The sequence below is a fragment of the Segetibacter aerophilus genome (genome assembly GCF_007991655.1).
Taxonomy (GTDB): domain Bacteria; phylum Bacteroidota; class Bacteroidia; order Chitinophagales; family Chitinophagaceae; genus Segetibacter; species Segetibacter aerophilus.
This window is the reverse complement of sequence record NZ_BJYT01000002.1, coordinates 166,536-193,409: the sequence shown is the minus strand read 5'-3', so window position 1 is coordinate 193,409 and position 26,874 is coordinate 166,536. Positions and strand designations below refer to the sequence as shown.

Here is a 26,874-nt window from a genome sequence, read left to right as displayed (position 1 = left end):
CAATATGCTCAATCGTGCTTTCATTCTTTCTTGCTGATGGTACAACCGATCCTTTCTATCTTCGGTTTGCTACACCTAAACAGGCAAACCTTATCCTCGGTACTTCACGCGCTGCACAAGGATTGCAACCAACTGTAATTGATAGCGCACTACACCAAAACGGTTTTAGCACTAGCCTTTTTAATTATGCATTCACGTTGGCCCACTCCCCTTTCGGACCTGTTTACTTTGAAGCAATCAAAAGAAAATTAGACGAATCGACAAAAGATGGGATTTATATTATTGCTGTTGACCCATGGAGTATTTCATCAAAAACTAAAGATCCTAATGACTCCGCTGCTTTTGAAGAGAACAAGCTCTGCCTTGCTACAACTAAAAAGATAAACAGCACTTATCCGAATGTTGATTATTTGATCCACTCTTATGCGAAACCGCTTTTTTCAATCTACATTGACCAGGTTAAAAACGTCTTGCGGGAGCCTTCGACCTTGTTACACAAAGACGGATGGCTTGAAGTAAAAGTGGATATGGACTCAGCGTCAGCAAAAGCAAGGTTGCAAACAAGGATAAACGAGTACCAGTTAAATTTCGCTCCTTACTATCATTTTTCATCGTTACGGTTTTCTTACCTCGAAAAAACAATTGATCTATTAAGCCAACACGGAACAGTTTACCTCGTAAGACTTCCAATACACGAAAGTCTTAGAAACATGGATGATCACTTAGTTCCTGGTTTTGATGTTTTGATAAGTGATTTGGCAAAAAGGAAAAAAGCAGCTTATATAAATTATATCGAAGACTCAGACAAATACGCTTACTCCGATGGCAATCATTTGTATCAAAGTTCGGGGAGACAAGTAAGCATGAAATTAGGTGAAGATATTTCGCAGCTTCAGAATGCAAAAAATATGACACGTAATTTTCACTAGACGATGTGAGCGTGTTTGAAAAGGACTTTGCCGCCATCTTTCAAACTGTACAAGAGTGCGACGCAAGTAAAGCATAATAGCAGCAATAATGATTGGATAAAACTCCTTCTATTAATTCCCAACCAGTCATGTTACAACTAACCCGATATGCCGCATTTTTCAATTCCGAAAAGGAACTTTTTTCTTTATACTTCACCTCTTATCTTTATCTTTTCTAATACCATTGCCTGCCTTTTTAGAATCAATAATTGCTCTCACTAATCATGCACACAATTGTATAGGGCTCGAAATTTTTTTTGCGTTGTTTGAAAAACCCACAAGTAAATTTTGAAAAGTAATCCAATAAATACCAACTACCCTTACGCAAGAAAGACTTTTAAGGCAGCTCTCGTCGCGCTTCTCTTGTTGATATTTATATCTCCATCCCAGTCTCAAACGTCGCGTGATTATAACACTAAGGCGGTTTTTCTGTACAACTTTACCCAGTTCGTGGAGTGGCCGCCAAGCGCTTATCAAAATGCAGAAGCACCGTTTGTAATCGGCGTTTTAGGAGAAGATCCATTCGGGCCTGTATTAGATACAGTTGTTTTTGAAGAAAAAGTAAAAGGCCATCCTATTGCTGTGCAACGATATCAAAATGTCAAAGACATTAAGAACTGCCACATACTTTTTATTAGCAATAAAGAAAGTGACAAGCTGAAGGAAATACTACCTGCGCTGCCAAGCAAAAATATTTTAACCGTAAGTGACATTCCTGATTTCGCAACAATGGGCGGAATAATTCGTTTTATGACAAAAGAGAATAAGGTAAAACTGCAGATAAATTTGTCAGCTTCAAAAGAAGCGGATTTAAGTATAAGCTCAAAATTGTTGCAGGTTGCAGATATTGTAAGATAGCATATGAAAGAAAACTACTCGTCTATACAGAAGAAGCTGATGCGGCTTGTTTTAATAACGAGTGGTGTAGTGTTGCTGTTGACCTGTATCGGCTTTTTTGCCTATGAATTTTTTACCTATCGCGAGGCTAGTAGAGAAAGGCTTACCACTTTGAGTGAGATTGTTGCGGCAAACAGCACCGCCCCACTTGCTTTCGATGATGCTAAAGTTGCTGCCCAAACTTTAGAGGCGCTTAAAGCTGAGAAGCATATTGTTGCAGCAAGCTTGTACGATAAAAAAGGGAATCTTTTTGCAAGGTACCCGGCAACATTTCCAAAGTATAATCTTCCCATACGTCCGGGAGAGCCTGGTTTTAAGTATAGTGGCGATTTCCTGCAGGGCTTTGTAGCAGTAAAAGAGGATGGCAAAGTTCTCGGTGCCTTATATATCCGCTCGGATATGGATGCTATTTACACGAGGTTTCAGCGCTACGGACTTATTGCTTTACTGGTGATAGCTTTATCTATTTTCGTTGCTTATCTGCTTTCGCGCCAATTACAAAAAAAAATCGCCAAACCTATCCTTGCTTTGGCGAGTACAGCCCGCGACATTTCAGAGAAGCACGACTATACAGTTCGCGCGCAAAAATTTGATAACGACGAGTTAGGTTTGTTGACTGATGCTTTCAACCAGATGCTCACCGAAATAGAAAGGCAAAATGAAGAAATCACTTTCTTGAATCAAGGACTGGAATTAAAGGTCAACGAACGTACAAATGAATTAGAGCAGGCAAATATTGAGTTGAAACTTAAGAGCGAATTCGAAGAAACAATAATTGACTCCTCTGTTGATATTATTGCTGTATTTGACAAAGAGTTAAGATATGTGACCCTTAACAAATATGGCAGAGAAGTCTATGGGCTAGAAGAGAAGAATGTGATTGGAAAGAACATACTCGAAGTCTTCCCCCAACTAAAGACTTCTGTTATGTATCGCCATTTACAAAATACCTTCGAAAAAGGTGAAATGCTGCTTGACGATCACTACAATTCGAACATTTCTGACAGGGTATTGCAAAATTATTTTATTCCCCTGCTCGACAAAGATCACAACGTGTATCGCGTGTTAGTTATCGGGCACGACATTACTGAAATTAGTAAGGCACATGAGAAACTAATGCTTGTGAATAAAGAGCTCGAGAAATCGAACCTCGACCTGGAGCAATTTGCTTTCGTTGCATCGCACGACTTGCAGGAACCGTTGCGAAAAATTCAAACCTTTTCACAACTGCTTGAGAAAAACCTGAATGATAAAGAAGCAATCAGAAACTACTTGTCAAAAATTATTTCCTCTGCTGTTAGAATGACTGATTTAATCAAGGCTGTTTTAAACTATAGCCGCTTATCCAACGAAAAAGGAGAGTTTGAAGAAGTCGATTTGAACGAAGTGGTAGAAAATATAAGAAGCGACTTAGAATTAACCATCGTTGAAAGAGAAGCAAACATTAAGGTTGATAAGCTGCCTGTCTTGCATGGCAATCGTCTACAACTGTCTCAGCTGTTTATGAATCTTATTAGTAACTCTATCAAGTTTTCAAGCAGAAATCCCCAGATTTCGATATCATCTCGCCCAATGGATGACGCGGAAGCGAAAGCACTAAATGGTTTTGATGTTAACGGCAAGTACGTTCAACTGACTGTTAAAGACAATGGAATAGGTTTCGAACAGCAGTATGCCGAAAAAATATTTACAGTTTTTCAAAGACTTCACGGTAAGCAGGAATACCCTGGGACTGGTATAGGCCTTGCGCTGTGTAAGAAGATAATTGACAACCACCACGGCTATATATCCGTAACCAGTGAGCCAGGCGAAGGAACTGCGTTTACAATTATTCTACCTACCAAACCTTCAGATGTGGCTATCACTTTATCCTAGTCTTACGTACTATTTTATTCCCTGATATTTGCCCTGGCTTTTGTAATTCTCCTGATCATCGTTGTGTCACTCTCTTGTACTTTTATAACAAATAGCATCAAAAAACAAAAGCAAATACCTAATTAGTTCGATTAAGTATTTACTTCGTTATTATAATTTCCGCCACAAGATTAAGAAAAATGACGCCCTTACTTTAAACGTTTTTTACACAGCATCTGACAAAGAGGTAAATGTAAAATCACGGATTTTCATTGGCGGAATTAGAGCATGGATACCCGACTCTCCGCTTACTGTACGTTCAGGCTTTCCTAAGGCTTCAAGGTTATTGAGCATTATGATAGGACTTTCATTAAAACGGAAATTCTTAATTGGAAATTTAATCTGCCCATTTTCTATATAAAAAGTTCCGTCCCGAGTCAGGCCTGTGTACAAAAGTGTCTGAGGATCCACATTTCTAATATACCATAGACGTGTCACCAGGATTCCTTTTTCGGTACCTTTTATTAAGTCTTCAAGTGATGCGGTTCCACCTTCCATTATCACTGCGTCAGGTGATGGAACGGCTTTTACTTTTTTCTGCTGCGCCCAGTACCGGGAATAATATAAATTCTTCATTACCCCTTTTTCAATCCATGCAATTTTTTCCTGTGGTCGACCATCACCATTCCAGGTACTTGTTGGCAGGTCAGGATGTTGTGGATCAGAATAAATTGTAACCCTTTCATCCACCATTTTTTCACCAAGCTTTGTTTTTCCGCCCGGCTTGCTTAAAAAACTTCTGCCTTCATCCGCACTTCTTGCGTCCATCGCAAAAAACATTGATTCCAATAAAACAATGGCTGCTGAAGGTTCTAGTATCACGGTGTATTTTCCTGGTTCGATTGCTTTTGCATTAGCCGATCCTGAAGCTTTTTGTGCAGCAAATTTTGTTGCCGCCGCTACGTCCAGTTTAGTAATATCATTAAATCCTTTTGAGGCATAGCCGGAGCCTTTGCTGTCTGCTGTGCGTAGTGTGACATTAAAATTTACATTGGTCGATGTGTTATAAGCAAACAAACCGCTTGAGTTCATCATAGAAGAGAAGCCGGCACTGTTTTCCATAAAGCCTGCAGCTACAAGATTGTTTTCCTTTGCAATTTGTAGACTTTGAGCCACCGCATCTGCACGGAGTTTAGGCGTGATAGCTGCGGTCTCAGGTACGAAGGTTTTAGATTCAAGATAAGTCTGTGGGCCAAGGTTTGGAACAAACTCAGGATTGTCAGGTGCCAGCCTTGCCACCTCTTCCGAACGCCTCACCGCTTTTTCAAGTGAACTATCATCAAATTCGTTTATGGTAGTCGTCCCCATCTTTTTTCCAAAGGAAGATTGTATTACTAAGTTATTCTGGCTTACACCGCCACTAGTAGAAACTGCATTGCGTGCATACCTAATATTTCCGCCATCGGAACCAGTTAAGTTTACTTCTATTTCGTCAGCTTTTGATAAGGCAATCACTTTTTTCATGAGTGCCTGCGCTTCATCTTTAGTTAGTATTGGCATATTTAGATTTTTCGGGCTGTATTAATAACGTTAACTCCATTAAACCGGGCTGTGGAAGAACCATGAGAGACTGCGCTAACTTGCCCCGGTTGTCCCTTTCCATCGAAGAAAGAGCCACCTAAACGATAATCTCTTTCATCTGCAATTGCAGTACATGAGTTCCAAAACTCTTGTGTGTTCGATTGATAAGCGACATCTTTTAGCATCCCGGCTATTTTACCGTTTTTTATCTCGTAGAACAACTGGCCGCTAAACTGGAAGTTGTATCTCTGTTGGTCAATAGAATACGAACTATCGCCAACAATATAAATTCCCTTTTCAACATTCTTAATGATGTCAGCAGGGCTTGTTCCAGCTTTGCCTGGTTTTAGAGAGATATTGGGCATTCGCTGAAATTGTACATCGCTCCAGTTGTCTGCATAACAACATCCCTGTGACTCATTCAGCCCTAGAATGTGCGCCTGGTCCCTGATGGTTTGATAGTTTACAAGTATGCCTTTGTCTATGATATTCCATTGTTTTGTACTCACGCCTTCATCGTCATATCCAACTGCACCCAGCGAGCCTTTTTGCGTTTTGTCTGCTACGATGTTAACCTGTTCACTTCCAAATTTGAATTTCTTCGATTCCCATTTGTCCAAGGTTAAAAAACTTGTTCCGGCATAATTTGCTTCGTAACCAAGTACACGATCCAGTTCAGAAGGGTGACCGACAGATTCGTGTATGGTAAGCCAGAGATTAGTTGGGTCAAGTACAAGGTCATATTTTCCGGCTTCTACTGATTTGGCTTTTTGTTTTTGGGTTACCTGCGCCGTGCCGGCTTTTACATCCTCGAGCATATCATAACGACCTTTGTATAGTGTGGTAACTCCACCTTGTATCTTATCCTGGGCACGAGGCATGAGATATTCATACCCCATACCTACAGGGGCACTAAGTGAATTGCGAGTTTCAAACTTGCCAGTGGTGGCGTCAATTTTAGTAATGGTAAAAGTTGGCCAGATACGGTGGATGTCCTGGTCAATGTAAGATCCGTCTGTAGACGCAAAATACTTCTGCTCATTTACGAGGAAGAGTATAGAATTCACATAATTGGCACCGCCTTTCATCGCCGCATCATTCACGCCTAGCAACAGGTCTACTTTTTCCTTTATTGGTACATCGAATGCATTTTTCTCTATTGGCGATTTCCACGAAACTTCGCCGTAACCTTTTTGCGGTGCCAGTCTTACCGGCTCCGTCAAAAGCCTTGAATTTTCTTTTGCGATATCAACTGCCTGCTGAGCAGTTTTTGCAATGTTATCGGTATCGAGTTTATCGGTGGCGGCAAAACCCCAACTACCATTTGCAATGACTCTTATACCCATGCCGTAAGACTCGGTATTAACGATGTTTTGAACTTTATCTTCCCTGGTAACAACGTATTGATTTAAATACCGCCCAATTCTTACGTCGGTGTAAGTAGCACCCTTTGATTTTGCTGCATTCAAAGCAATATCTGCCATTTGTTTTTTCTTCGCAGTATCGGCAGGACTCCACTGGGTTTCGAGCGGAACAGCGTGGCCAATTATAGGGATGTTAGTAAACATTGCGCCACCAATGCCCAGGCCGGCAAGGTTAAGGAATTCTCTTCTTTTCAAAATTGTGTTGGTTTAGAGTTATGAAGAAGATATGGATAGTAAGTTAAATAAATTCACCAGAAGAGTTTTTGGAAATTTATCGCAGGAAAAATAAAGGGATAAATGGCAGTGGATAAGGCACTCTTTTAGCAAGCAGAACAAGCTGATTGAGCATCGTTGTGTCACTCACTTGTACTTGTATTTTCTTTATTCAGCCGTGCGCAGCTCTTACGTTGAAAGGCACTTCTTACCTGTCGTACGAAGGTTTGAAGCTTTAAGACGGGAATTTGCTGTTTTTCAGAAATAGAAGAATAAACGATTAAATCTTCCTTCCCGTATTTATGACGCTCACCCCATTAAACCTTGTAGTCGAACATCCGTGGGACACAGCACTCACCTGTGACGGTTGACCTTTTCCGTCGAAGAAAGAACCACCGAGGCGATAGTCACTTTTATCACAAATAGCAGTACATGAATTCCAAAACTCTTGTGTGTTAGCCTGGTAAGCGGCGCCCTTTACCATGCCTGTGATTTTGCCATTAATAATCTCGTAGCAAAGCTGGCTGCTGAATTGGAAGTTGTATCTCTGCTGGTCGATAGAGTACGAGTTACGCCCCAGCATGTATAAACCTTTTTCAATGTTTTTAATCATATCTGCAGGCTTTAATGGAGATTTGCCAGGCTCTAGTGAAACGTTAGGCATTCTTTGAAACTGAACACTATTCCAGCTTTCAGCATAACTGCATCCCTGCGATTCGTTTAGTCCAATGATATGAGCCTGGTCTCTTGTTGTCTGATAGCTTACAAGTATACCATCTTTAATAATGTCCCATTCTTTCGTCTTAACGCCTTCATCATCGTAACCTACTGCGCCTAAAGTTCCTGGATCAGTTTTGTCTGCTTTGAAGTTTACAAGCTTGCTTCCGAATTTAAATTTTTTTGATTCCCATTTATCTAATGTCAAAAAGCTTGTTCCGGCATAATTGGCTTCGTAACCTAAAACCCGGTCCAACTCTGTAGGGTGACCAACAGATTCATGTATGGTAAGAAACAAGTTAGTTGGATCAAGCACTAAATCATATTTGCCTGGCTCAACGGGTTTTGCCTTTAGCTTTTCATCTACCTGCAAGGTTGCAGCCTTTACATCCTCGAGCATGTCATACCTTTTGTTGTAAACCGTTACCAGGCCCTTCATCTTGTCTTGCTCCCTTGGAATCAGGTATTCGTAGCCCATGCCCATGGGTGAGCTTAACGAGTTGCGTGTTTCAAACTTGCCCGTTTTCGTATCCGTTTTTGTAACGGTAAAAGTTGGCCAAATGCGGTGTACATCCTGGTCTATATATGATCCGTCGGTAGAAGCGAAATACTTCTGTTCGTTGATTAAATACATTGCGTTGTTTATATAAGTTGCGCCATTTGCCATTGCAATACCGTTAGCCGTCAGCAGGAGATCAACCTTATCTTTTATCGGAATTTCAAAAGCATTTTTTTCGATCGGTGTTTTCCAACTGACTTCTCCATACCCTTTTTGCAGTGCAAGTTTTACAGGCTCGGAAAGTAGTTTGGCATTTACTTTAGCCATATCAACAGCTATTGTTGTTGCCTTCAAAATACTCTCGTTATCCATTTTATCTGTCGCTGCAAAACCCCAGCTTCCATTTGCCAATACCCTAATTCCAATGCCGTACGACTCGCTATTGGTTATGCTTTCTACGTTTTTTTCACGGGTGATAATGTATTGCCTCATGTACCTACCAATTCTTACGTCTGCATAAGAAGCACCCCTTGATTTTGCTGCTGTAAGAACCATATCAGCAATCTGCTTTTTAAGCCTTGTATCTACAGGTTCTAAGAATTGTTCAGGTGAAACGATGTTACCGAAAACAGGAATATTTGATGCAAAAGCGGCACCTAAACCGAGGCTGGTATATTGAAGGAAGTCTCTTCTTTTCATAATAAAAACATTAGTGGAATTAAGTACAAGTCATTTCACACGGCGCCGGTCGACATGCTAATAGCTTTAAAGGTTCGGTTGCTGGAGTGGGTTAGTTTACAATATCAAGAGCTTCAATCCTATCAAAATGCTTTCTATTTAAAGTTGCAAGAGGTAAATGATGAGTTACTGCTGTTGCTGCAATAAATAAATCAGCAATGTCTATTTGCTTTCGCTTCTTTTTTAAAGCACTATTTATTTTAACAGCAGTGTCAACCGAAGCTTCATCGAAACCAATAACTGGAATAGCATGAAATATTGAGGACCAAAATTGTAGCTGGCTTTCCGTAGCTCCAGAATAAACTTCATACTTTGTTATCGCTGAAATGCTGAAACTATAACCCCGTTTTAATAAAGCGATCCAGGCAGAATTAAGCTTGTCAGTTTTACGATAATAATCTATAAGGATGGAAGTATCAACAAGAATTATATTGTTCTCCATTCGTTGATGGCTTTCCTATTTTTGGCTATTGTTTCCAACTGCTTTTTAGTGGCAGTAGGTCCATTTAAAAGCAAAGCTTCTAAATCGATTGCGTCCGCACCTTTAGCTTCTTTTTCAATCTCTGCTTTCAATTGCATCAACTGTGCAGAAGGTAAAGTCTTTACTATTTTAAGCAACTGCTCAAAACCGATATCTACTTGTACTTGCATACCTCAAATTTAAGATGTTTTGTGGAATTGGAAGGTGGGTCCTTTTAATACAACAGTACAAGTGTGCGACGCAACAATGCTTAATCGTCTACTTCAGCTTGGCCCAAAATAAAAATCTGCTATTGAAAGCTTCAAAGCGGAAACAATCAATAGCAGATGGGTAAAAATTTTAAACAGCGTCCGATAAAGACGTGAATGTAAAGTCTCTTATTTTCATCGGTGGAATCAAATAACTGCGGTACGACTCTACGCTGATTGTCCGTTCGGGTTTGCCTAATGCTTCTACATTATTCAGCATGATTACAGGGCTTTCGTTGAAGCGGAAATTCTTTACCGGGTATTTAATCTGACCATTTTCTATATAAAAAGTTCCATCTCTTGTCAATCCTGTGAGCAGCAACGTTTGAGGGTCTACCATACGAATGTACCATAGGCGTGAAACGAGAATTCCCCTCTCGGTGCTCTTGATTAATTCTTCAGTTGTAGCGGTGCCACCTTCCATGATAATATTGGAAGGAAATGGAACGGGTTTTACACCTTTTTGCTTCGCCCAATATTGAGAATAAGAAAGATTTTTTACTACCCCTTTATCAATCCAGTTCATTTTTTCTAATGGAAAACCTTCGCCGTTCCAGGTACCAGCAGGCAATTCAGGATTAAATGGATCTGAGTAAATAGTAACTTTATCATCCATTAATTTTTCGCCCTTGCGATTACCACCACCTGGTTTGCTCATGAAGCTTCTGCCTTCGTCAGCACTACGGGCATCCAGGCCACGAAACATATTTTCGAGCATGTAAACGGCGGCAACGGGCTCAAGAATAACTGTATATTTTCCCGGCTCGATAGCCTTTGCACCGAGTGATCCATTCGCTTTTGAAGCAGCAGTTTTTGTTGCCGTGAACGTATCCAATTTCGTCACATCGTTGTACCCTTTAGCAGCATAACCGGAAGCTGTTCCGGCTTCATTACGTGTGGTGATGGTGAAAATAACATCGGTATCATTGTTATAAGCAAACAAACCTTTTGAATTTGCAACAGCCCTGAAACCGGTTGTGTTTTCAAGATAGCCTGCAGCCTCCAGCTTTGCTTCTTTGGCAACGTTTATACTTTTAGCTACAGCGTCTGCCCTGCTTTCAGGGGTCATGGCGGCAGTTGCGGGAACATAGGTGATAGATTCCTTAAAAGTGGCCGGACCTAACAAAGGCATATACTCGGGATTTTCAGGAGCCAGCTGCGCAAGCTCTTCTGACCGCCTAACGACCTTTTCAAGAGACTTATCGTCGAATTCATTAATGGTGGCCGTACCCGATTTCTTACCATAAGTGGAAGTTACTCCCAGGCTCAGCGTGCTGATATCGCCGGATGTCGAAATAGCATTGCGTGCATAACGAATGTTTCCACCTTCAGAACCGGTAAGGCTCACTTCGCACTCATCTGCTTTTGAAAAAGCAACCACTTTTTTTAGGAGTGCCTGCGCTTCTTCTTTATTTAAAATAGCCATAATTATTTACTAGATTTTTCTTGCTGTATTAATAACATTTACTCCATTAAAACGGGTGGTAGAGCTACCGTGAGAAACCGCATTTGATTGGGCAGGTTGTCCCTTTCCATCGTTGAATGCTCCACCTAACCTGTAATCACTTTCGTCGGCAATTGCTACGCAACTATTCCAGAATTCACGGGTGTTTGCCTGGTAGGCAACGTCCTTCAACATACCCGCAATTTTACCGTTTTTGATCTCGTAAAATGTTTGTCCGCCGAACTGGAAGTTGTACCGCTGCTGATCAATTGAGAACGACCCATCACCAATAATGTAAATTCCTTTCTCAACATTTTTTATCATATCATCTACACTCAACTTCGCTTTGCCTGGTACCAAAGACACATTTGGCATTCTTTGAAATTGAACGTCGGCCCACGTCTGTGCATAGCAACAACCCTGTGATTCTTTCAACCCAATGATGTGAGCCTGGTCACGAATCGCCTGGTAGTTCACTAAAATTCCATCTTTGATGATCTCCCACTCTTTTGTTTTCACACCTTCATCATCGTAACCAACTGCGCCTAATGAACCTTTTTGCAGTTTATCAGCATGAATATTTACGATGTCACTTCCGAATTTAAAGTTTTTCGATTGCCACTTATCTAAGGTCAAAAAGCTTGTTCCAGCGTAGTTCGCTTCGTAGCCGAGCACACGATCCAATTCTGTCGGGTGAGCAACAGATTCATGTATCGTCAACCAAAGGTGTGAGGGATCAAGCACGAGGTCATACTTACCCGGCTCCACAGTTTTAGCTTTCAGTTTTTGATCAACATCGGCTGTAGCATTTTTTACATCTTCTAAAATATCATAGCGGTCTTTGTAACGGGTAACAATGCCTTGAACTTTAGTATTAGGCAGCGGAGTTAGGTATTCATAGCCCATTCCAACTGGTGAACTAAGCGACTTACGAGTTTCAAACTTACCCGAAGCTTTATCAATTTTGGTTACTGTAAAAGTTGGGAACAGTCGATGAACATCCTGGTCTATATAAGAACCATCAGTTGATGCAAAATACTTTTGCTCGTTAACAGCAAGGATCGCAGAGTTTACAAAGTTTGCACCACCTGCCATTGCAGCGCTGTTGACAGTCATCAAAAGATCAACCTTATCTTTTACCGGAACTTCAAAAGCATTTTTTTCAATCGGTGATTTCCACGCCACTTCGCCATACCCTTTTTGAGGAGCAAGCTGCACTGTATTTGCCTGGATTTTCGAATTTGCCTTTGCAACCGCAACAGCTCTTTCAGCCGTTTTCGCAATGTTTTCTTTGGTTACGTTATTTGATGCCGCAAAGCCCCAGCAACCATTAGCGATCACACGAATACCAACACCAAAAGATTCAGTATTAGCAATTCCCTGCACCCTCTTTTCCCTTGTAGATACAAATTGATTTAAGTAGCGACCAATCCGAACATCAGCATAAGAAGCGCCCTTTGCTCGTGCAGCAGTGAGCGCCGCATCTGAAAGTTGCTTTTTCATGCCTACATCCATTCCTTCGTTCAATAATTCCATTGCATCAACAGGATTACCAAAGAGAAAAGATTTTGGAAGCACAAATCCGCCTGCCGTCAACGCAGACATTTTTAGAAAGTCTTTTCTGTTCAAAATATTACTCGTTTAAAATTTTACTAAAAAATGCTGTTTAAAATTCAGCTAAGTTTTGGCGGTTTTTTTCGGGGATACCAGCATCAGTTTCCGGGGCAGCATCGTTGCGTCGCAATCACTTCATCTGCAAACCTATTGGCAGCAGTAGCTTTCGAGGCGAAGCTAATTTAAAATCTAAACCGTTTCCAGGAAAATCAAAATTTATTCTCAACCCATAAATAACCGGCAAATAATAGAAATAGCATAAAAAAGACAATCTTAGGAAATTCAGCTTTTGTGGTTTGCAACACTTTTTCACTCGCTTTTACAGTGTTTCCATTTTCGGTCACAAATTGTCTAGTCGCTTCTAACGTTTCGGCAGCCCTTACCTTTGTCCAGTCCTGTTTGTTATAGGCATACCAATAAAAACGAACACCATCCATTTGAACACCGGTTCGCCATCCAACTGACGTTGGATAATAAGTCCCCTCCCATCGAAACGGCAAATCGGAATGGGCTTTAAGAAAAACTGAAGCTTCACCAATTTGCCCATGCGGAACTCCGGCATTACTTGTCTCGACCTGTAATTGTGCAGGTTGATTGATTGCAGGAAAAGCAGGCGAAATGCCCCAAACCTCTGAGGCAGTTTTTTTAGGTGCTGCCTTGTTCAAAAGCTCTGACCAATATTGATCGTATTCATTTTGATAACCGGACAGTGCCCAGCTAAAAGTATTCGTTATTGTCGTTAGTATAATCTTGCCTGCTCCCATCAATGTGCTGTTAGCAAAAACCCTGTTTTGCTTATCCATCACAACAGGTTGAGTGCCGTAAACGCTTCGAATAAATATAGGATTTTCTATTGCCAGGGCAGGCAACTTACTGGAAGTATCGCTAAGTTTCAACTGTATGTTTTGATCCTGATTGCCAGCCTGTGCTACCAAAGGAAAACGACGCCCATAAAAAGATGAGCTTTGCATACCACTGTCTACTTTTACAATTAGGCCCATACGTCCCAAAGCTACCTGCCCTTGCAATGTTGCCTGTTCAGTTTTTGACAAGGCCTGTAATGCTGCGGCATCGGCAATGGCTATATCAAAATTATTGAGCAGTGAAGTGGTAATTCGATCAACAGGGAGCGGGGACGTATTGAGATAATCTTTTCTAAACTTGTTTTTACTAATGGTAGTTCTGGCCACTACTTTATAGCCCTTTTCTCCGAGACGATCTTTTAAAAACCTGTTTTCAAAATCAGGCGTAGCAGCCAGCATCAGCACTTTCAACGCTGCCCCTTGCTCTATCTGCACTGGAACCAATTCTTTTTCGATTGTGTCTTTTCCTGACAAAAAAACAATTGAGTATACTGCACGACCGCCATGTTTCGGAATTGTAGTGAGTTCAAATCGTTGGTTATTACCATTTGCAAGGGCGACAGAATCAAGCGTAGCATTGAAACTTTTTAAAACAATTTTCAACTTACCGGAAGTAGAATTTTCAACACGTCCCTGGATAAAAAGCTTCTCCCCTGTCTTCATTTTCTGATTCCAGCTAATGGATGAAATTCCGGCAGAAAGTTTAGTTGGATGAAAAATTACAGACCCCTTTTTTATGTGCTGTAATTCGTCCTTGGACATTCCATACCCAAAGACATGGAAAGTAGTAATGTCGCTATATGTGCGAGAAAGTAAACTTATGTCGGGTACAAAAACAGCATTGAACTTAGCTGCGTCAGATAGATTTTTATTAGTAGTTAATACAGGAACAGCATTATTTTGACTGATGAATTTATTTACCGAATCACGGCTAAAACCATCAGTCAGAAGAACAGCCTCTTTAGTTACACCTACAGCTTCAGTGTGGTTGTAGGTAATGGGTAAAGCCAGGCAAGCGAAACTGATCACTGCAAGTATTGTTGCAATTAAACGCCACCCTAATCTTGCCCTATTGCTTCGCCTTACTTCCTTCCGAATCAGGAAGAAAAGCAGGAACAGGCTAAGGCCAATCACAACGTAATTCCAATCAATCATTTTGCCGCTTTAGATTCAGAAAATAGCGTTGCGACAACTTCATATCAGGAGACGCTTTAGATTGCTGGGGAATTGCTGAAACCGAACGAATCATTTTTTGAAAAGCGCTTCCTGCAAGGTTTACATCGCTAGCCTTGTAGTTCTTTTTCAAAATTCTTTTTAAAGCTTCTAAAGAAGCAAGGTAGTTTGAAGGTTCTGATGCTGCTTTTGTACTTAACAACATACTTGCCTGTTCGAGTATTTCTATCGAAGTCCTTTGCAATGTTTCTTTACTTCTTGCCAACTCCAAAATGCCCAGCGCTTTCCTAAGTGTTGTAACAGGATCTGCTTTTTGTTCGAACTGTTGCTCAACGACCGGCTGTTCCACTTTCGCTAAGTCTCCCGTCAACCTGATTTCGGGTTTTAAGGGTGTTGTCTTAGATCCTGTTTTGCCCACATAAGCTCTTGTCTGTTGTTGAAGGTTTTTTAGCAGTCGTAGTGCTTTGTATTCAAAAGGTAATGCTGCTTTAGGCTTGAGGGTTCGAAGCTGCAGTTCGGCTTTCCACATTTCTGACAATGTGGCTAATAATTGCTTCTTTGTTTTTGCATCAAAGAAAGTGGCGTCTTCAGCATTGTCGTGTTTATGTGAGTACTGGTCTAAAATTTTGTCTGCATTGCCAGCATTTGCACCATCAGTATTTCCTGCTTCGTCGTGTTCATGATCTCCGCCAATTTCAGTTTCATTTTCTTCACCTAAAAACTTACCATATCGAAGCCGAAGTAATTTTTGATCTACTCCTAAATCACTGCTCTTTTTGTTAAAACTTTCCACACTAATCGTGTCCCTGTCTTTAAGCAATTGCTCTGTCTCAATTATAATTTGTCGCTGACTTCTAAAAAATTCCGGCTTCAAATCAACACCATTTACCAATCCTTCCATACTCATGAGCTGCGTTGTATCTTCCATTCTTACGATGTATACGTCACTCCGTTTTTCCTGGCGATAATTGTCTCTTGCGTTTACATAAAAATACAATTCATCGCCTGGTTGCATTCCTAACGCTGCAAGGTCAACCTGCTTTTGTAACTGGTACTGTTTGTTTCCTGCTGAAAAATTTGCAAAAGGAATTTGTTGTTCTTTAAACTTTACAGCTTCGCCGCTTCCGCTTGCAGTGGTAGCATTGATGAAAGTATTTTCAATCCCATAATCATCAGTCAAGGCAACATTTATTAAGACTTTTTGCGGCTGTCCATATTCAATAACAGTATTTGGCTGTGGTGCTTGAACGATTATAACAGGTGGTTGATCTTTTATCATTTCCACCTGGTATAACTCAGAAAGACTGTTAGCAATCTTAACCTGGTAAAAACCTGCGCTTTTAACTTGTCTTCTACCCGACCACTTCGTGAAACCTTTGTCTACAGGTTGTAAGTGCAGTACAACTTTATCATTAAAAATTAGTTGCACTTCTTTTACCCGGGTGGTTGTTGCAATATTCCATGTTATCATCGCATCCTGCTCTGCTACAACATTAAATCGATCTTGTTCCCGTGTACTTTTTCCTGTGTAAGCGGGTGGATCAATGATTACTTTGGCATCTGTTACTTCCGCAGGTTTTGTTTCACGTTTGCCTGGATTTATAGAATTTCCTACTAAGCCTGCTTTGGATATTTTTTGGAATGATTCGGCTGGAAGGGTTAAAAGACCAACGCTTAATAATACTCCTGCTGTAAGTAAAATAAAGGCCGTCTTAAGTTTTCTTTTTACAACTGCAGGAGTTGGATATGTAGCTACCATCCTGCTCTCAACCTTGGAAACCTGCAGCCTCTCAAGCAGGTTTAAACTATCATATGGTTTCAGCAGAAGATGGCTGCTTTCTTCGAATTCGGGAAAGGCTCGATTTAAAAATAGAGCTACATCTTGCTCAGTAAATTTTCTTACAACCCCAAAAAACAAAAGAACAAGAACAGTTATCAAGACAACTGGTACAATGAAAAAAGGTGCATCAAAAAGTTCGATAACAATAGTTGAAGCGACGCAGGTTACAGCAAATGACAGGATGAGATAAGCAACTAAGCTTTGCTGATTCCACCTTCTCTGCAATGTTTTGATGATGCTACCACGTCTTGACTCATCCATAAGCTTCCTCCCTTTTCGTTTTGAATGAGAGCATTCTTTCGATAAGAAACAAGGCCAAAGCAAGAATCCAAAAAAGTTTTGATAAGTCTTTTCTTGTAACAAGTTCTTGTTTAGAAACTAATCCTTCTTCCGGAACTATTACCGGTTGAATTTGTGAAACATCCATTACTCTTCTATCTACTTCGATAGGTTGATTTGAATTTGCAGAACTATCAAATAAGAGACGATAAATGATTTGAGGAAATTTATGGCTCCATGGCAAATCGTTCCATTGAGGGTTGATGCGGCTATAGAAATGATAGATCGAAGCCTCTTTTCTTTCAACACCTAATATCGTTTCTCCAAATCCGTTCTTCCAAACCGGCACTAATCCATTTGAGGTTTTTGAATCAATTTTAATGGACCTAAATAAAGTTATGTCTCCAGCTGTACTTACATTTTCATTGTCCCCGGTTATAATATTTGTTCGGGTATTTTCAATTTTTCCTTTTTCATAGATAAAAACATTGTTTCTACGGAATGATGCAGGTATCACTTTTTCTGAAAGCCAGAACAGCCAAGTGAAAGAAGGAGCAATTTTCTCCACTTCATCCACTACGGATACGTTTATCTTATATTTTGTAAAGTCTTTTACTGCATTGACCGCTGCTTGCACATAAGTAGCATCTGTAGCAAACTGGTCTGTGAAGATTGTAATGGCGAGAGTTGAAGTATCGACTTCAACTGGTTTGGCAACAAAGATTTTGGAAGTATCGTTAAAGGACACCAACAACTTTTTACCTATTTGCTGAACCCGAAATTTATTGTTAGATGTTTTTGAAACGTTTTGATAAGTAAAGTAAGTGCCAGTGGAAGTGCCATGTCCAACTACCAATCGAATACTGTCGTTGGTTGTTTTATAAGCCTTTTCTATCCATGACGAAATTGTATCCTTTGGCGAATAAACATTCCACTTCAGTTGTAGTGAAACTTCGGGCCGGCTTCCGGTAAAATGTTTTGCGAGGTTATCTGTAAAAAGATGAACAGGAAGTTTTGAAGGCATCTTTTGATCCAATACTTTTAGTAGCGTCCAATATGAGACCTGCTCAGAAACTGCAGAGTCTTTCGCTGTTTTCATCACGTCCTCAAATTTCGGTTCTTCGAAACTCGGATTGAAATAATGAAAAGTATAACCAGATTTGATTAGTGTGTCAATTGGAGTTTTATACCTGGCGTATACTTCCTGCACGTGATTTTTATCAATCAGCAACCAACCTTTTTCTTTGGAGGAATTCAACTGTTTTTCATAAAAAGGTTTAGCGATTAACATGGCTAAAACTATTATTAAAAGGCAGCGTAACACCAGTAGCCATAGCTCGGATAGTTTAAAACTTTTCGCATGCGACTTTGCACTTTCAGTAAAAAAAGCAATACTGCCAACCTTTAATGTTTTGCCTTGCTTTACATTCCATAAATGGATGACTACAGGTACAATTATACCAGCACTTGCCCATAGCCATATTGATTGTACATATTGAAGCAATGCTTATCCTCTTAATTTATTTCGACGGTTCAGGAAATCTTTTAAAGCTTTCTCTAAAGGTTCATCCATTGTTATTAATTCGTAAAAAACACCCATGTTGAGCAACTCACTTCTTACATCTGCGAGGTACTTGTTGAGTCTTTCTTTGTACAGGTTTCTTGAAGACGTGGGATCTACCTTTATAGTCTTCCCTGTTTCAAGATCTTCCAAAGCAGTATAACCTTTAAAGTCAAGATCGATTTCATTTTTACCCATCAGGTGAAATACAATGATCTCATGCTTGTTGGTCGCTAGCGATTGCAACAACTTCGTGATCTCTCCATTCTGTTGATAATAGTCGGTGATAAAAACAAACAGTTCTTTTTTATCTGAACTGCTAAAAATGCTTTTATAATTAATAGGATCTGTAAAGCTGCCTGCCGGGTCTATCTTTTCAAGCTGGTAAAAAATTCTCGACAAATGCTGGTGATCCTGGCGTGATGGCAAAGAAAATAAATGATTGTTTTGAAACACGTAGAGCCCAATTGCATCACCTTGCATACTTGCCATATATGCAAGTGAAGCAGCAAGATATCGTGCGTACTCTATTTTTGTAAAGCCTGCGTCAACATGATTGATCGATGCGCTTGCATCTATTAAAAACCGGACTGAAACGCTCGTTTCAATTTCTGACTCACGAATGTAGTATCGGTCTGACCTGGCAAACATTTTCCAATCAAGCCTGCGTAGATCATCGCCTGCCTGGTAACTGCGGTACTGGCTAAACTCCATCCCTACCCCCTTCACGTTGCTGTTGTGGATGCCAGCCATAAAACCGTCAACGGTAGTTTTAGCAGCCAGCTGCAGGTCTTTTATAGACATCAATATTTTAGGATCTAATAATCTGCTCATAACAACTTCAATTTACAAGGGTAGGCCCTCCGGGGCAATTTATCTCTATTATTGCTCTTTCTACAGACAGGTAGCCCCGAAGTGGCATCTAAGAAACGGTTCCATTGATGCACCCCAAGTCATTTCTATTAAAAGTCCATGACGGGATGAAACAAAAAAATATCAATTGCCCTGTAAGGGCTACCTTTTTGTAGCATTTTGATAGACATTAATATTTGGGATCAATAAGACGCCTCATTTTATGTTAGCTTAACATGTCAAAATGATTGCGATTACAATTGCCCTGTAAGGGCTACCAGTTTGTAGCACATGATCAGTCAATTTTAGTTCTATGCCCCGTAGGGGTTACCCTTTTTTCAATTCATTAATTCCTGAAAAATATACTTCTCATCATATTCAACTTCATAGTCTTTCAGCATTTTGATATACTCTTCTTTGAATGTTCTTTTTAGGTGATGTTCTTTCTGATTTTGTATATAATGAACAACATCGTCTATTTGCGAACGGCTGTTACTAAAAGCACCAAATCCTTCCTGCCAATTGAACTTTTTTTTTGTCAGTATTTGTTTGTTTACAAATTCAGAACTATCTCCTTTGACCAATCTCATAATATCTGAAATGGACTGTTTGGGATTAAGTCCCATAAATAAATGAAGATGGTCCGCAACTGAATTTATTGCAATTAGTTTATGACCATTGTTTTTAACAATCCCGGCAATGTATATATGCAATCTTTCTTCCCATTCAGGATGTAAGGTTGCCTGTCGAAATTTAACTGCAAAAACACAATGGATGTATAACTGTGTGTATGTGTTCGGCATATGATTTAAAAATTTGAAGTGATATAAAGGGTAGCCCCTAAGGGGCAAGCATTATGTTTTTCAAATTAATCTACAAACAGGTAGCCCCTCCGGGGCAGGCAAGTTGAAAGGAGCGTCGCAACCAAAGATTCATCTTTGTTCAAAAGCTGATGACACAAAAACCCATTCCTAAATCTCACAACAACGCCTACAAGTTAACTAGGCTGATAATTATTGCAGCCTTCCTTTGGGCCGTTCAATTGTTTTAAGCAGCGTAGCCGTTACTTCATCTGATGTGATATTCTCAGCTTCGGCTTTAAAATTCATCAATACCCGGTGGCGAAGAACAGGGTAAGCCATCGCTTGCAGGTCTTCCATAATAACTGCGTACCGACCTTTTAGCAGCGCTCTTGCTTTGGCAGTTAATATGAGCGCCTGTCCCGCACGTGGACCGCTTCCCCATCTAACCCATTCTTTAACGTAAGCAACAGGTGAAGTATCGGGACGGGTAGCCCGAATGAGGGAGGAAACAAATTGTACAAGCTCGTCATTGATGCTTACGTCTCTGACAAACCCTTGTAATTGTCTTATATCCTCTCCGCCTAAAATTGGATTGATAGCGGCCTTTTTGTTTCCTGTTGTGCTACTAAGAATATTTATTTCTTCCTCTGCAGTCGGATAGCCGATTTTGATGTATAATAAAAACCTGTCAAGCTGCGCTTCGGGAAGCGGGTAAGTACCGGCCTGCTCTATCGGGTTTTGGGTAGCAAGTATGAAAAAAGGGCGATCGAGTGGATAGGTTTTTCCGCCGTAAGTCACTTCGAATTCCTGCATCGCTTCTAGCAACGCCGCTTGTGTCTTGGGCGGAGTACGGTTGATCTCATCTGCGAGTACGATGTTGGCAAACAAGGGACCCTCATTAAATTTGAAAAAGCGTTTTCCGGTTGCGTGATCTTCTTCCAATATCTCGGTGCCGACGATATCGGTTGGCATCAAATCGGGCGTAAATTGAATGCGTCGAAACGAAAGATGAAGTGCTTGCGAAAGCGTGCGGACCATTAGGGTTTTTGCAAGTCCGGGAACACCTTCAAGCAAACAATGACCGCCAGCCAGCAGGGCAACAATAATTTCGTCGAGAATAACATCCTGCCCCACAATCACCTTTTGTATCTCAGTTTTTAAAGATGAGAGTTTATTCAATAAATCTTGTAAAGTGCTTTCTGATACTTCCAAAGCAGTATTTTTAATGATAAATATCGTTTTGTGGGAAGCGGGAAATTAGGGCAAAAAGCGAAGCGAAAAAAATAGTGTCGGCAACAATGAGAACAAAACTGATAACTAAATCTTGAGAATGGGGAGAGCTAAATTTACGTTTACGAGACTAAGATACCGGTCAGGCGATTGGAATACTGACCAGCGAATGCCATCAAACATATTGAACTCTCTTATAGAATACACAACCATACCGGTCGCACTGCAGGAAAAAGTTATTGACCTAAGTAGCAATGATCTTTTTCAATCTCCTTTTTGTTATTTAAGCGGACATAAATTGGTGCAATTTGACGCGCAGGAAAGCGGGCACTTTAAAAAATACATTCAAAACGGGGGGTTTGTTTTCGTTGACGATTGTAACCACGATATTGATGGCCTTTTTGCAAAATCATTCGAAGCACAAATGTCATCGTTGTTTGGAGCACAGGCCTTAAAAAAAATCTCTAACAAACATCATCTCTATAATTCATTTTTCACTTTTGAGAAAGGTCCACCAACAACTTCGTTTGAATTGAATGGCTGGGGCGATGATTTGGTGCATGATTACCTGAAAGCAATTGAAATAAATGGCAGAATTGCGGTTCTATATAGCAATAAAGACTACGGCTGCGAATGGGATTATGACTTTAGGAACAAGCGTTTTTTGGCTGAGGACAATACTAAGTTTGGGGTGAATATTGTGATGTATGCAATGGGTTCGTAACACATGCCACTTTCACAACAACACCTGGATTAAAGTCTACTGCATAACAGCACTTAATTCTTTTTCTATTCTCGAGCAGGACAACAGAAAGGGCTTTTTCGTGATGTTTAAAGAAATTTTTTGTCCTTCTACGTTATAAGACCCTTCGATTGAACCTATAGGCGTTTGGCCTTGAAAACTACCTTGAGTTGCATCTCCTAAAAGACTTCCACCTGCTTGTTCTATTTGTTGTTTGGCTCTTTTTATAAGACTTTCCGCGTCTCCCGAAAATGCAATGCTGAACTGGCACATAAAGTATTTTTTATAGTTCTCTTCAATAATTTGGCCAACAGCCGCAGAGATTTGAATGAGAGCATACCCGCTTAATATTCGAATTTAAATAAAAACAGCCTGAAAACATTCCAGGCTGTACAATGCTATTTTCAAAGGTTTCTATCCTTTATTTTTCTTATAACGTTTATCAGGTGTGCCGTCTTTCTTTGTCGGCCCTTTTACTGTAGCAGTAGTAGAAGTTTTATTTTCTTTAAAACGCTTGTCGGCCGTACCATCTTTTTTCATCTTAGTGGCAGAAGTGGAAGTGGTCGTTTTCTCAGTTTTCTTAGTCTCTTGTTTTGCCTGACCAAAAGAAGTAGATACTAACAAAACGAAGCCCATCAATAAAGAAGCAATCTTTTTCATTTGATAATTTTTAGAGACGTAAGTTAAAGCATGGAAGCAGTAAGCTAGACAAGAATAGCCTTTATTATTAAATTTTGCTGCTATTTTTAAAATAGAATGAACATGATTAGGCTCAATTCGGTCACATCATGCTATGAAGTCTGGATGCGCCTTGAGTAGTAAATAGCTTTATAAAAAATCACTAAGGCTACAAAATTGTTCTCATATTTGCAGCCTTTAAAAAGGCAGCTTCTTTCCGTGTTTCAAAAGCGGATTACTTATTATAATGAAAGCAATCAAATTATTAAGCGCGGTCGGATTAACATGGTTATGTGCAACAACTCTTCATGCTCAGGAGACGGAAATTGAGTTAGACCCAATTACTGTGACTGCATCTCTGCATCCCGTTTCTTCTTCTGTAACCGGCCGAAATATTATTGTTATAAAGGGAGATCAATTTTCTAAGCTACCTGTTAATTCTGTCGATGAACTACTGCGCTACCTGCCAGGACTAGAAGTGCAAATGCGCGGGCCCATGGGAGCACAAAGTGATATTGTACTGCGAGGCGGCACCTTTCAACAGGTGCTTGTCATTTTGGATGGTATTAGAATAAATGATCCAAACACGGGACACTTTAATAGCTACATCCCCATTGCCCCCGCAGAAATTGACAGGATCGAAGTTCTGAAGGGAGCGTCTTCAGCGATCTATGGTTCAGAAGCTGTCGGCGGAGTGATACAAATCATTACAAAATCTTTTGCAGCAAAAACAGGCCAAAAGTCAAAGCAACTTATTGCACAAGGAACGGCCGGACAATTCGGTCTTCTTAACGGCCAATTTGGTGGTTTCTATCAAAATGGAAATACAGCAGTCTCGGGCGGCATTATCAGTAACAATGCATCCGGCCAGCAACAGAGAGGTACGCGTGGTTATTTGCACAACACCTCTGCATCTGTTTCTATCAATCATTACCTGGATCCTTACTGGAACATTTCTTATCGAAGCTCCTTTGACAGACGTGACTTCGCTGCTCAGAATTTCTACACAACCTTTAGGTCAGACACGGCTAACGAAAAAGTGTCTACTTTCTGGAACCAGTTAAAACTGGCATTTGAAAAAGAGCACCAAAGCTTTTCTGTCAATCTAGGATATAAGGCCGTAAAAGATCAATACCAGTTTAACTCCGTTGGCACTCCTAATCTAAATAAGAGCAACCTGCTTCAAGGGTTGGCAATATACAAATGGCTTGCTGCAAGCAACACTACTATAACAACAGGTAGCCAATGGGTTAATAAACAAATGACTTCGAATGACCGGGGCGATCATACACTCAACCAGGCTGGAAGTTTTTTAATTGTTGATGAAAAGATTGGCACTCACGCCACTGTAAGTCCTGCTATACGCGTTGAGTGGAATGAACGGAGTGGATGGCAATTTGTCCCACAGCTAAATGTGTCCTATAAACTTCCATACTGGCAACTTCGAGGTAGCGCTGGTCGAACAACACGAGACGCAGATTTTACTGAGCGTTTCAATAATTACAATAAATCTTTTGTCCAAAGTGGCAGTATCGGCAACCCAGATCTCGCTTCTGAAAACTCGTTTAGTTACGAAGCCGGGGCAGACTTTTTCGGGTTGAAAAATCTGAAGCTTTCAGCGACCATCTTCCAGCAACGCTTTACTAAATTGATAGATTATGTCACCACACCTTATGCTGCTATGCCAAGGAAAGAGAACCTCTCTCCTACCGGCACTTATGCATTAGCGCAAAACATCGGGCAAGTAAATTCAACAGGGGCAGAGTTAGATATACAATACAGTAAAAAATTTCAAGACAACCAGCAGCTATGGGCTACGTTTGGCTTTACATGGATCGACAGTAAAAGCAATAATACAACGCCCTCTTTCTATCTTTCATCCCACGCCAAATACCTTGCTAATTTCAATATTCGTTATACTGTTAATCGTTTTTCTTTCAGCCTAAACGGCCTGTATAAACAACGTACACCTCAAACCTCCACAGCAATTAACGCAGATATTTCTACAGATTATTTTGTTTTAAATGCGCAGCTTCAAGCTTTTGTCTATAGAAATAAAGTAAGCATTTTTACCCAGGCAGATAATTTATTTGACAAACAGTACAGTGACTTATTAGGTTCTCAAATGCCTAAAAGATGGCTGATGGGAGGCTTTAAAGTAACGCTGTAAATTCTTTAAAACCGGGCATAAGAAACAGCCTTTTAGCTTTTGTTGCGTCGCACTCGTGTACTTAAGTGCTTTATTCAGCCACTAATAAAAACTGTTTGAATCTTCATTGTTCAGTTGGATGATATCAGGCGGCCTTATATAATTAGTGTTGTACCTAAACCTAATATCACCATAGAAGGAAATTTGAAAAGCCTGCATATCCTGGGCCTTACGGGGGAAATAGATAGCTCTAAGCTCTGCCGTAGAAAATATCAGGTTCACGTTCCTTGCTCTTATTCCAGCACCTACACCTGTATAAAGATCAGACTTTAGAAAGTGGCCGTTTTGCCCTGTTAGCAACGATGCATCGCCGAACACAAATGGCGCCAATTGAAAACCAAGCAGTTTGTATTTAGCAAAGAAAAAAGTCTCGGCGTACAAGCTCATCCTTTGAGAACCTCTAACAGAGTCAGCGTTGAAATATTTTAAGCCAAGCGAATTATCAATTCTTAGTGGATCGTACACGACGCGATTATAAAGCCGTGTATAACTGTACTTCAGGTACTGGCGCATTTTAAAATGGCTGAACAAGTACAACCGGCTATACAAACTGCCGCCCGCTAAGATGCTTGCATCTTCGAACATTCCCCTGTTTAAAAAAAAGCCTGATCGTATAAATATTTGCATGAACTTTCCTTTCTCTGTAGCGATATACTTATTTGCGTTTATTCCAAAATAAGGTCGCGAAAGTTCTAACTGCTTGTACCAGCCTGCCGTTAGCGCAATGTTGTACCCGTAGGGCACATCCTCGGTAGTCCCAAATCCATAGATGTAATTTGTTTTGTAAAACTCTTGTTTGAAGAAAGTGATTTCGCCAAGAAAAGCCCGTTGATTATTAAAAAGATTATTGAAGCTTTCACCTATTTGAAACGGTTTTTGTCCAAACTCATTTTTTATGTAACGGGCAGCAATGAATGTTCGGTTGCGGCTATTATTATTTTTAAGCAACCTCTTCAATCCAATACTATAACCGGTCCAAATGTCAATAGAAGCATTTTTATAATTGTAAAAAAGACTATCGGGTATATTGTATAAATTATAAGATTGATTGAACCGGAGATCAAGCCCGCCGGCAAAATGAGAATAAGGTGAGACGAGTGGTCTACTAAGTTGCAAATAAAAAGAGGAAACATTGTCCCTTCCCGTACGATCATTATTTATCCGGCTATATCCCAAGGTGCCCGTGATAAAACTGTGCAGGATACTATTTTTCGAATACATAAAATCATAGCCAAACTTTGGAGACCTATTGACGTCATGCAAAGCTGTTATCTGAACTTTTTGACCTGCACCTGCAAGATTACTTTCCCCGGCTGTCACTCTTTGCCTGTCGACACCGCTGAAGTTCAACGACCCAGTTATACTAAAGAGGTCCTTTGTAATTACAAAAACATCGACAGAGTCTGTTGTGCCCTTAACAGGCTTTACTACAACCCTTGCATCTTGTATAAATTCCAGTGATCTTAAATACCGTTCGTTATCAGACAGCAGGTACGGATTAAGCTTGCTTCCTTTTTTAATAAACAGGTTATGCCTTATTACCCAATCGTAGGTATTAGTATGCAAAGCATTTAAAATCCGCGATCCATAATGATTGATAAAATTGGTTGTATCAGAAATCAGTCTTTCAAAGCCCAGTTCCTGTGTTATTACCGAACGTATCACTTTGCCCTGGTATTCTATAAATGGTACAACACTTTTGGCATTGGTTACAGGTGCCTTTTGAGTAGTATCAGGAGGCGAGACGGTGACTGAGCTTTTAACACGGTTGAAAATTCTATTAAAAAAGGTGCTTTTCTTCCTGGGCAGATTTTTTGTCTCCTGCGCTTGAACTGATTGAACAGTTAGCAATACAAAGCAAACCACCAAAATAGTATGTGTCGACTTTTTATCCATTCAAAACTGCAGGTAGTTTGTTGTGCAATGCAAAATTGAAAGTAAAAATAAATGACCTATCCAACTTCAC

At 40.3% G+C, this 26,874-nt stretch carries 21 protein-coding genes; 5 read left to right on the top strand and 16 right to left on the bottom strand.

What is annotated here, in order from left to right; all coding sequences use genetic code 11:
• Nucleotides 1-14: 14 nt before the first annotated feature.
• From SAE01_RS04260 to SAE01_RS04250, 3 genes are all read left to right on the top strand, one after another.
• The gene (locus tag SAE01_RS04260) at nucleotides 15-929 is read left to right on the top strand and encodes a hypothetical protein (RefSeq protein WP_147202419.1); all 915 of its coding nucleotides are present in this window, start codon (nucleotides 15-17) and stop codon (nucleotides 927-929) included.
• Nucleotides 930-1,256: 327 nt separating this feature from the next.
• Nucleotides 1,257-1,826, top strand: coding sequence for a TOL_0243 family YfiR-like periplasmic protein (locus tag SAE01_RS04255; protein WP_170234071.1), 570 nt, complete (start codon nucleotides 1,257-1,259; stop codon nucleotides 1,824-1,826).
• A gap of 3 nt (nucleotides 1,827-1,829) precedes the next feature.
• Nucleotides 1,830-3,740 carry a sensor histidine kinase, YfiR-like protein-associated gene (locus tag SAE01_RS04250; protein ID WP_147202417.1) on the top strand — a complete coding sequence of 637 codons (1,911 nt, stop codon included), beginning with the start codon at nucleotides 1,830-1,832 and terminating at the stop codon, nucleotides 3,738-3,740.
• A 204-nt stretch (nucleotides 3,741-3,944) separates the two neighbouring features.
• Here SAE01_RS04250 and SAE01_RS04245 read toward each other — a convergent pair whose 3' ends face one another.
• The 13 genes from SAE01_RS04245 to SAE01_RS04185 all read right to left on the bottom strand — a co-directional run bounded on the left by SAE01_RS04245 (nucleotide 3,945) and on the right by SAE01_RS04185 (nucleotide 21,261).
• Entirely contained in the window at nucleotides 3,945-5,279 is a 1,335-nt protein-coding gene (locus SAE01_RS04245) for a TldD/PmbA family protein (protein ID WP_218029089.1), read from the bottom strand.
• A 2-nt stretch (nucleotides 5,280-5,281) separates the two neighbouring features.
• The gene (locus SAE01_RS04240) at nucleotides 5,282-6,919 is read right to left on the bottom strand and encodes a TldD/PmbA family protein (protein ID WP_147202416.1); all 1,638 of its coding nucleotides are present in this window, start codon (nucleotides 6,917-6,919) and stop codon (nucleotides 5,282-5,284) included.
• A gap of 298 nt (nucleotides 6,920-7,217) precedes the next feature.
• Nucleotides 7,218-8,852 carry a TldD/PmbA family protein gene (locus SAE01_RS04235; RefSeq protein WP_147202415.1) on the bottom strand — a complete coding sequence of 545 codons (1,635 nt, stop codon included), beginning with the start codon at nucleotides 8,850-8,852 and terminating at the stop codon, nucleotides 7,218-7,220.
• A 91-nt stretch (nucleotides 8,853-8,943) separates the two neighbouring features.
• On the bottom strand, nucleotides 8,944-9,333 hold the full coding sequence (locus tag SAE01_RS04230) for a type II toxin-antitoxin system VapC family toxin (RefSeq protein WP_147202414.1): 390 nt from the start codon (nucleotides 9,331-9,333) through the stop codon (nucleotides 8,944-8,946).
• A complete protein-coding gene (locus tag SAE01_RS04225; RefSeq protein WP_147202413.1) occupies nucleotides 9,318-9,542 on the bottom strand; it encodes a hypothetical protein in 225 nt (74 codons plus the stop codon). The genes SAE01_RS04230 and SAE01_RS04225 overlap by 16 nt, the downstream gene beginning before the upstream one ends.
• Before the next feature lie 169 nt (nucleotides 9,543-9,711).
• Entirely contained in the window at nucleotides 9,712-11,046 is a 1,335-nt protein-coding gene (locus SAE01_RS04220) for a TldD/PmbA family protein (RefSeq protein ID WP_218029088.1), read from the bottom strand.
• Nucleotides 11,047-11,055: 9 nt separating this feature from the next.
• The gene (locus SAE01_RS04215; protein ID WP_147202411.1) at nucleotides 11,056-12,693 is read right to left on the bottom strand and encodes a TldD/PmbA family protein; all 1,638 of its coding nucleotides are present in this window, start codon (nucleotides 12,691-12,693) and stop codon (nucleotides 11,056-11,058) included.
• Between the two features lie 194 nt (nucleotides 12,694-12,887).
• Nucleotides 12,888-14,696, bottom strand: a complete 1,809-nt coding sequence (locus SAE01_RS04210; RefSeq protein WP_147202410.1) for a hypothetical protein — start codon at nucleotides 14,694-14,696, stop codon at nucleotides 12,888-12,890.
• Entirely contained in the window at nucleotides 14,689-16,815 is a 2,127-nt protein-coding gene (locus tag SAE01_RS04205; RefSeq protein WP_147202409.1) for a hypothetical protein, read from the bottom strand. Before SAE01_RS04205 ends, SAE01_RS04210 begins: the two co-directional genes overlap by 8 nt.
• Complete coding sequence (locus SAE01_RS04200) at nucleotides 16,808-18,337, bottom strand: BatA domain-containing protein (protein WP_147202408.1); 1,530 nt, start codon at nucleotides 18,335-18,337, stop codon at nucleotides 16,808-16,810. Before SAE01_RS04200 ends, SAE01_RS04205 begins: the two co-directional genes overlap by 8 nt.
• A gap of 3 nt (nucleotides 18,338-18,340) precedes the next feature.
• Nucleotides 18,341-19,228, bottom strand: a complete 888-nt coding sequence (locus SAE01_RS04195; protein ID WP_218029087.1) for a DUF58 domain-containing protein — start codon at nucleotides 19,226-19,228, stop codon at nucleotides 18,341-18,343.
• 356 nt (nucleotides 19,229-19,584) lie between these two features.
• A complete protein-coding gene (tnpA, locus tag SAE01_RS04190; protein WP_147202407.1) occupies nucleotides 19,585-20,049 on the bottom strand; it encodes an IS200/IS605 family transposase in 465 nt (154 codons plus the stop codon).
• A 210-nt stretch (nucleotides 20,050-20,259) separates the two neighbouring features.
• On the bottom strand, nucleotides 20,260-21,261 hold the full coding sequence (locus SAE01_RS04185; protein ID WP_147202406.1) for an AAA family ATPase: 1,002 nt from the start codon (nucleotides 21,259-21,261) through the stop codon (nucleotides 20,260-20,262).
• A gap of 118 nt (nucleotides 21,262-21,379) precedes the next feature.
• Between SAE01_RS04185 and SAE01_RS04180 the strand changes: the two genes are divergently transcribed.
• Nucleotides 21,380-22,003, top strand: a complete 624-nt coding sequence (locus tag SAE01_RS04180) for a DUF4159 domain-containing protein (protein ID WP_147202405.1) — start codon at nucleotides 21,380-21,382, stop codon at nucleotides 22,001-22,003.
• Nucleotides 22,004-22,039: 36 nt separating this feature from the next.
• On the opposite strand, the gene SAE01_RS04175 is transcribed toward SAE01_RS04180, so the two are convergent.
• Both SAE01_RS04175 and SAE01_RS04170 read right to left on the bottom strand, forming a co-directional pair.
• Nucleotides 22,040-22,294 (bottom strand): hypothetical protein, encoded by a 255-nt coding sequence (locus SAE01_RS04175; RefSeq protein ID WP_147202404.1) that lies wholly within the window; start codon nucleotides 22,292-22,294, stop codon nucleotides 22,040-22,042.
• 141 nt (nucleotides 22,295-22,435) lie between these two features.
• Nucleotides 22,436-22,681, bottom strand: coding sequence for a hypothetical protein (locus SAE01_RS04170; RefSeq protein ID WP_147202403.1), 246 nt, complete (start codon nucleotides 22,679-22,681; stop codon nucleotides 22,436-22,438).
• 265 nt (nucleotides 22,682-22,946) lie between these two features.
• On the opposite strand from SAE01_RS04170, the gene SAE01_RS04165 reads away from it, so the two are divergent.
• Complete coding sequence (locus SAE01_RS04165; RefSeq protein WP_147202402.1) at nucleotides 22,947-24,869, top strand: TonB-dependent receptor plug domain-containing protein; 1,923 nt, start codon at nucleotides 22,947-22,949, stop codon at nucleotides 24,867-24,869.
• 81 nt (nucleotides 24,870-24,950) lie between these two features.
• On the opposite strand, the gene SAE01_RS04160 is transcribed toward SAE01_RS04165, so the two are convergent.
• Nucleotides 24,951-26,804, bottom strand: a complete 1,854-nt coding sequence (locus SAE01_RS04160) for a BamA/TamA family outer membrane protein (protein ID WP_147202401.1) — start codon at nucleotides 26,802-26,804, stop codon at nucleotides 24,951-24,953.
• Nucleotides 26,805-26,874: the final 70 nt, after the last annotated feature.

Coding starts and splice junctions, on each gene's coding strand:
- SAE01_RS04250 (WP_147202417.1), top strand. CDS start 1,830: ATGAAAGAAAACTACTCGTCTATACAGAAGAAGCTGATGCGGCTTGTT.
- SAE01_RS04245 (WP_218029089.1), bottom strand. CDS start 5,279: ATGCCAATACTAACTAAAGATGAAGCGCAGGCACTCATGAAAAAAGTG.
- SAE01_RS04235 (WP_147202415.1), bottom strand. CDS start 8,852: ATGAAAAGAAGAGACTTCCTTCAATATACCAGCCTCGGTTTAGGTGCC.
- SAE01_RS04230 (WP_147202414.1), bottom strand. CDS start 9,333: ATGGAGAACAATATAATTCTTGTTGATACTTCCATCCTTATAGATTAT.
- SAE01_RS04225 (WP_147202413.1), bottom strand. CDS start 9,542: ATGCAAGTACAAGTAGATATCGGTTTTGAGCAGTTGCTTAAAATAGTA.
- SAE01_RS04220 (WP_218029088.1), bottom strand. CDS start 11,046: ATGGCTATTTTAAATAAAGAAGAAGCGCAGGCACTCCTAAAAAAAGTG.
- SAE01_RS04210 (WP_147202410.1), bottom strand. CDS start 14,696: ATGATTGATTGGAATTACGTTGTGATTGGCCTTAGCCTGTTCCTGCTT.
- SAE01_RS04205 (WP_147202409.1), bottom strand. CDS start 16,815: ATGGATGAGTCAAGACGTGGTAGCATCATCAAAACATTGCAGAGAAGG.
- SAE01_RS04195 (WP_218029087.1), bottom strand. CDS start 19,228: ATGAGCAGATTATTAGATCCTAAAATATTGATGTCTATAAAAGACCTG.
- tnpA (WP_147202407.1), bottom strand. CDS start 20,049: ATGCCGAACACATACACACAGTTATACATCCATTGTGTTTTTGCAGTT.
- SAE01_RS04180 (WP_147202405.1), top strand. CDS start 21,380: ATGGGGAGAGCTAAATTTACGTTTACGAGACTAAGATACCGGTCAGGC.
- SAE01_RS04175 (WP_147202404.1), bottom strand. CDS start 22,294: ATGTGCCAGTTCAGCATTGCATTTTCGGGAGACGCGGAAAGTCTTATA.
- SAE01_RS04170 (WP_147202403.1), bottom strand. CDS start 22,681: ATGAAAAAGATTGCTTCTTTATTGATGGGCTTCGTTTTGTTAGTATCT.
- SAE01_RS04165 (WP_147202402.1), top strand. CDS start 22,947: ATGAAAGCAATCAAATTATTAAGCGCGGTCGGATTAACATGGTTATGT.
- SAE01_RS04160 (WP_147202401.1), bottom strand. CDS start 26,804: ATGGATAAAAAGTCGACACATACTATTTTGGTGGTTTGCTTTGTATTG.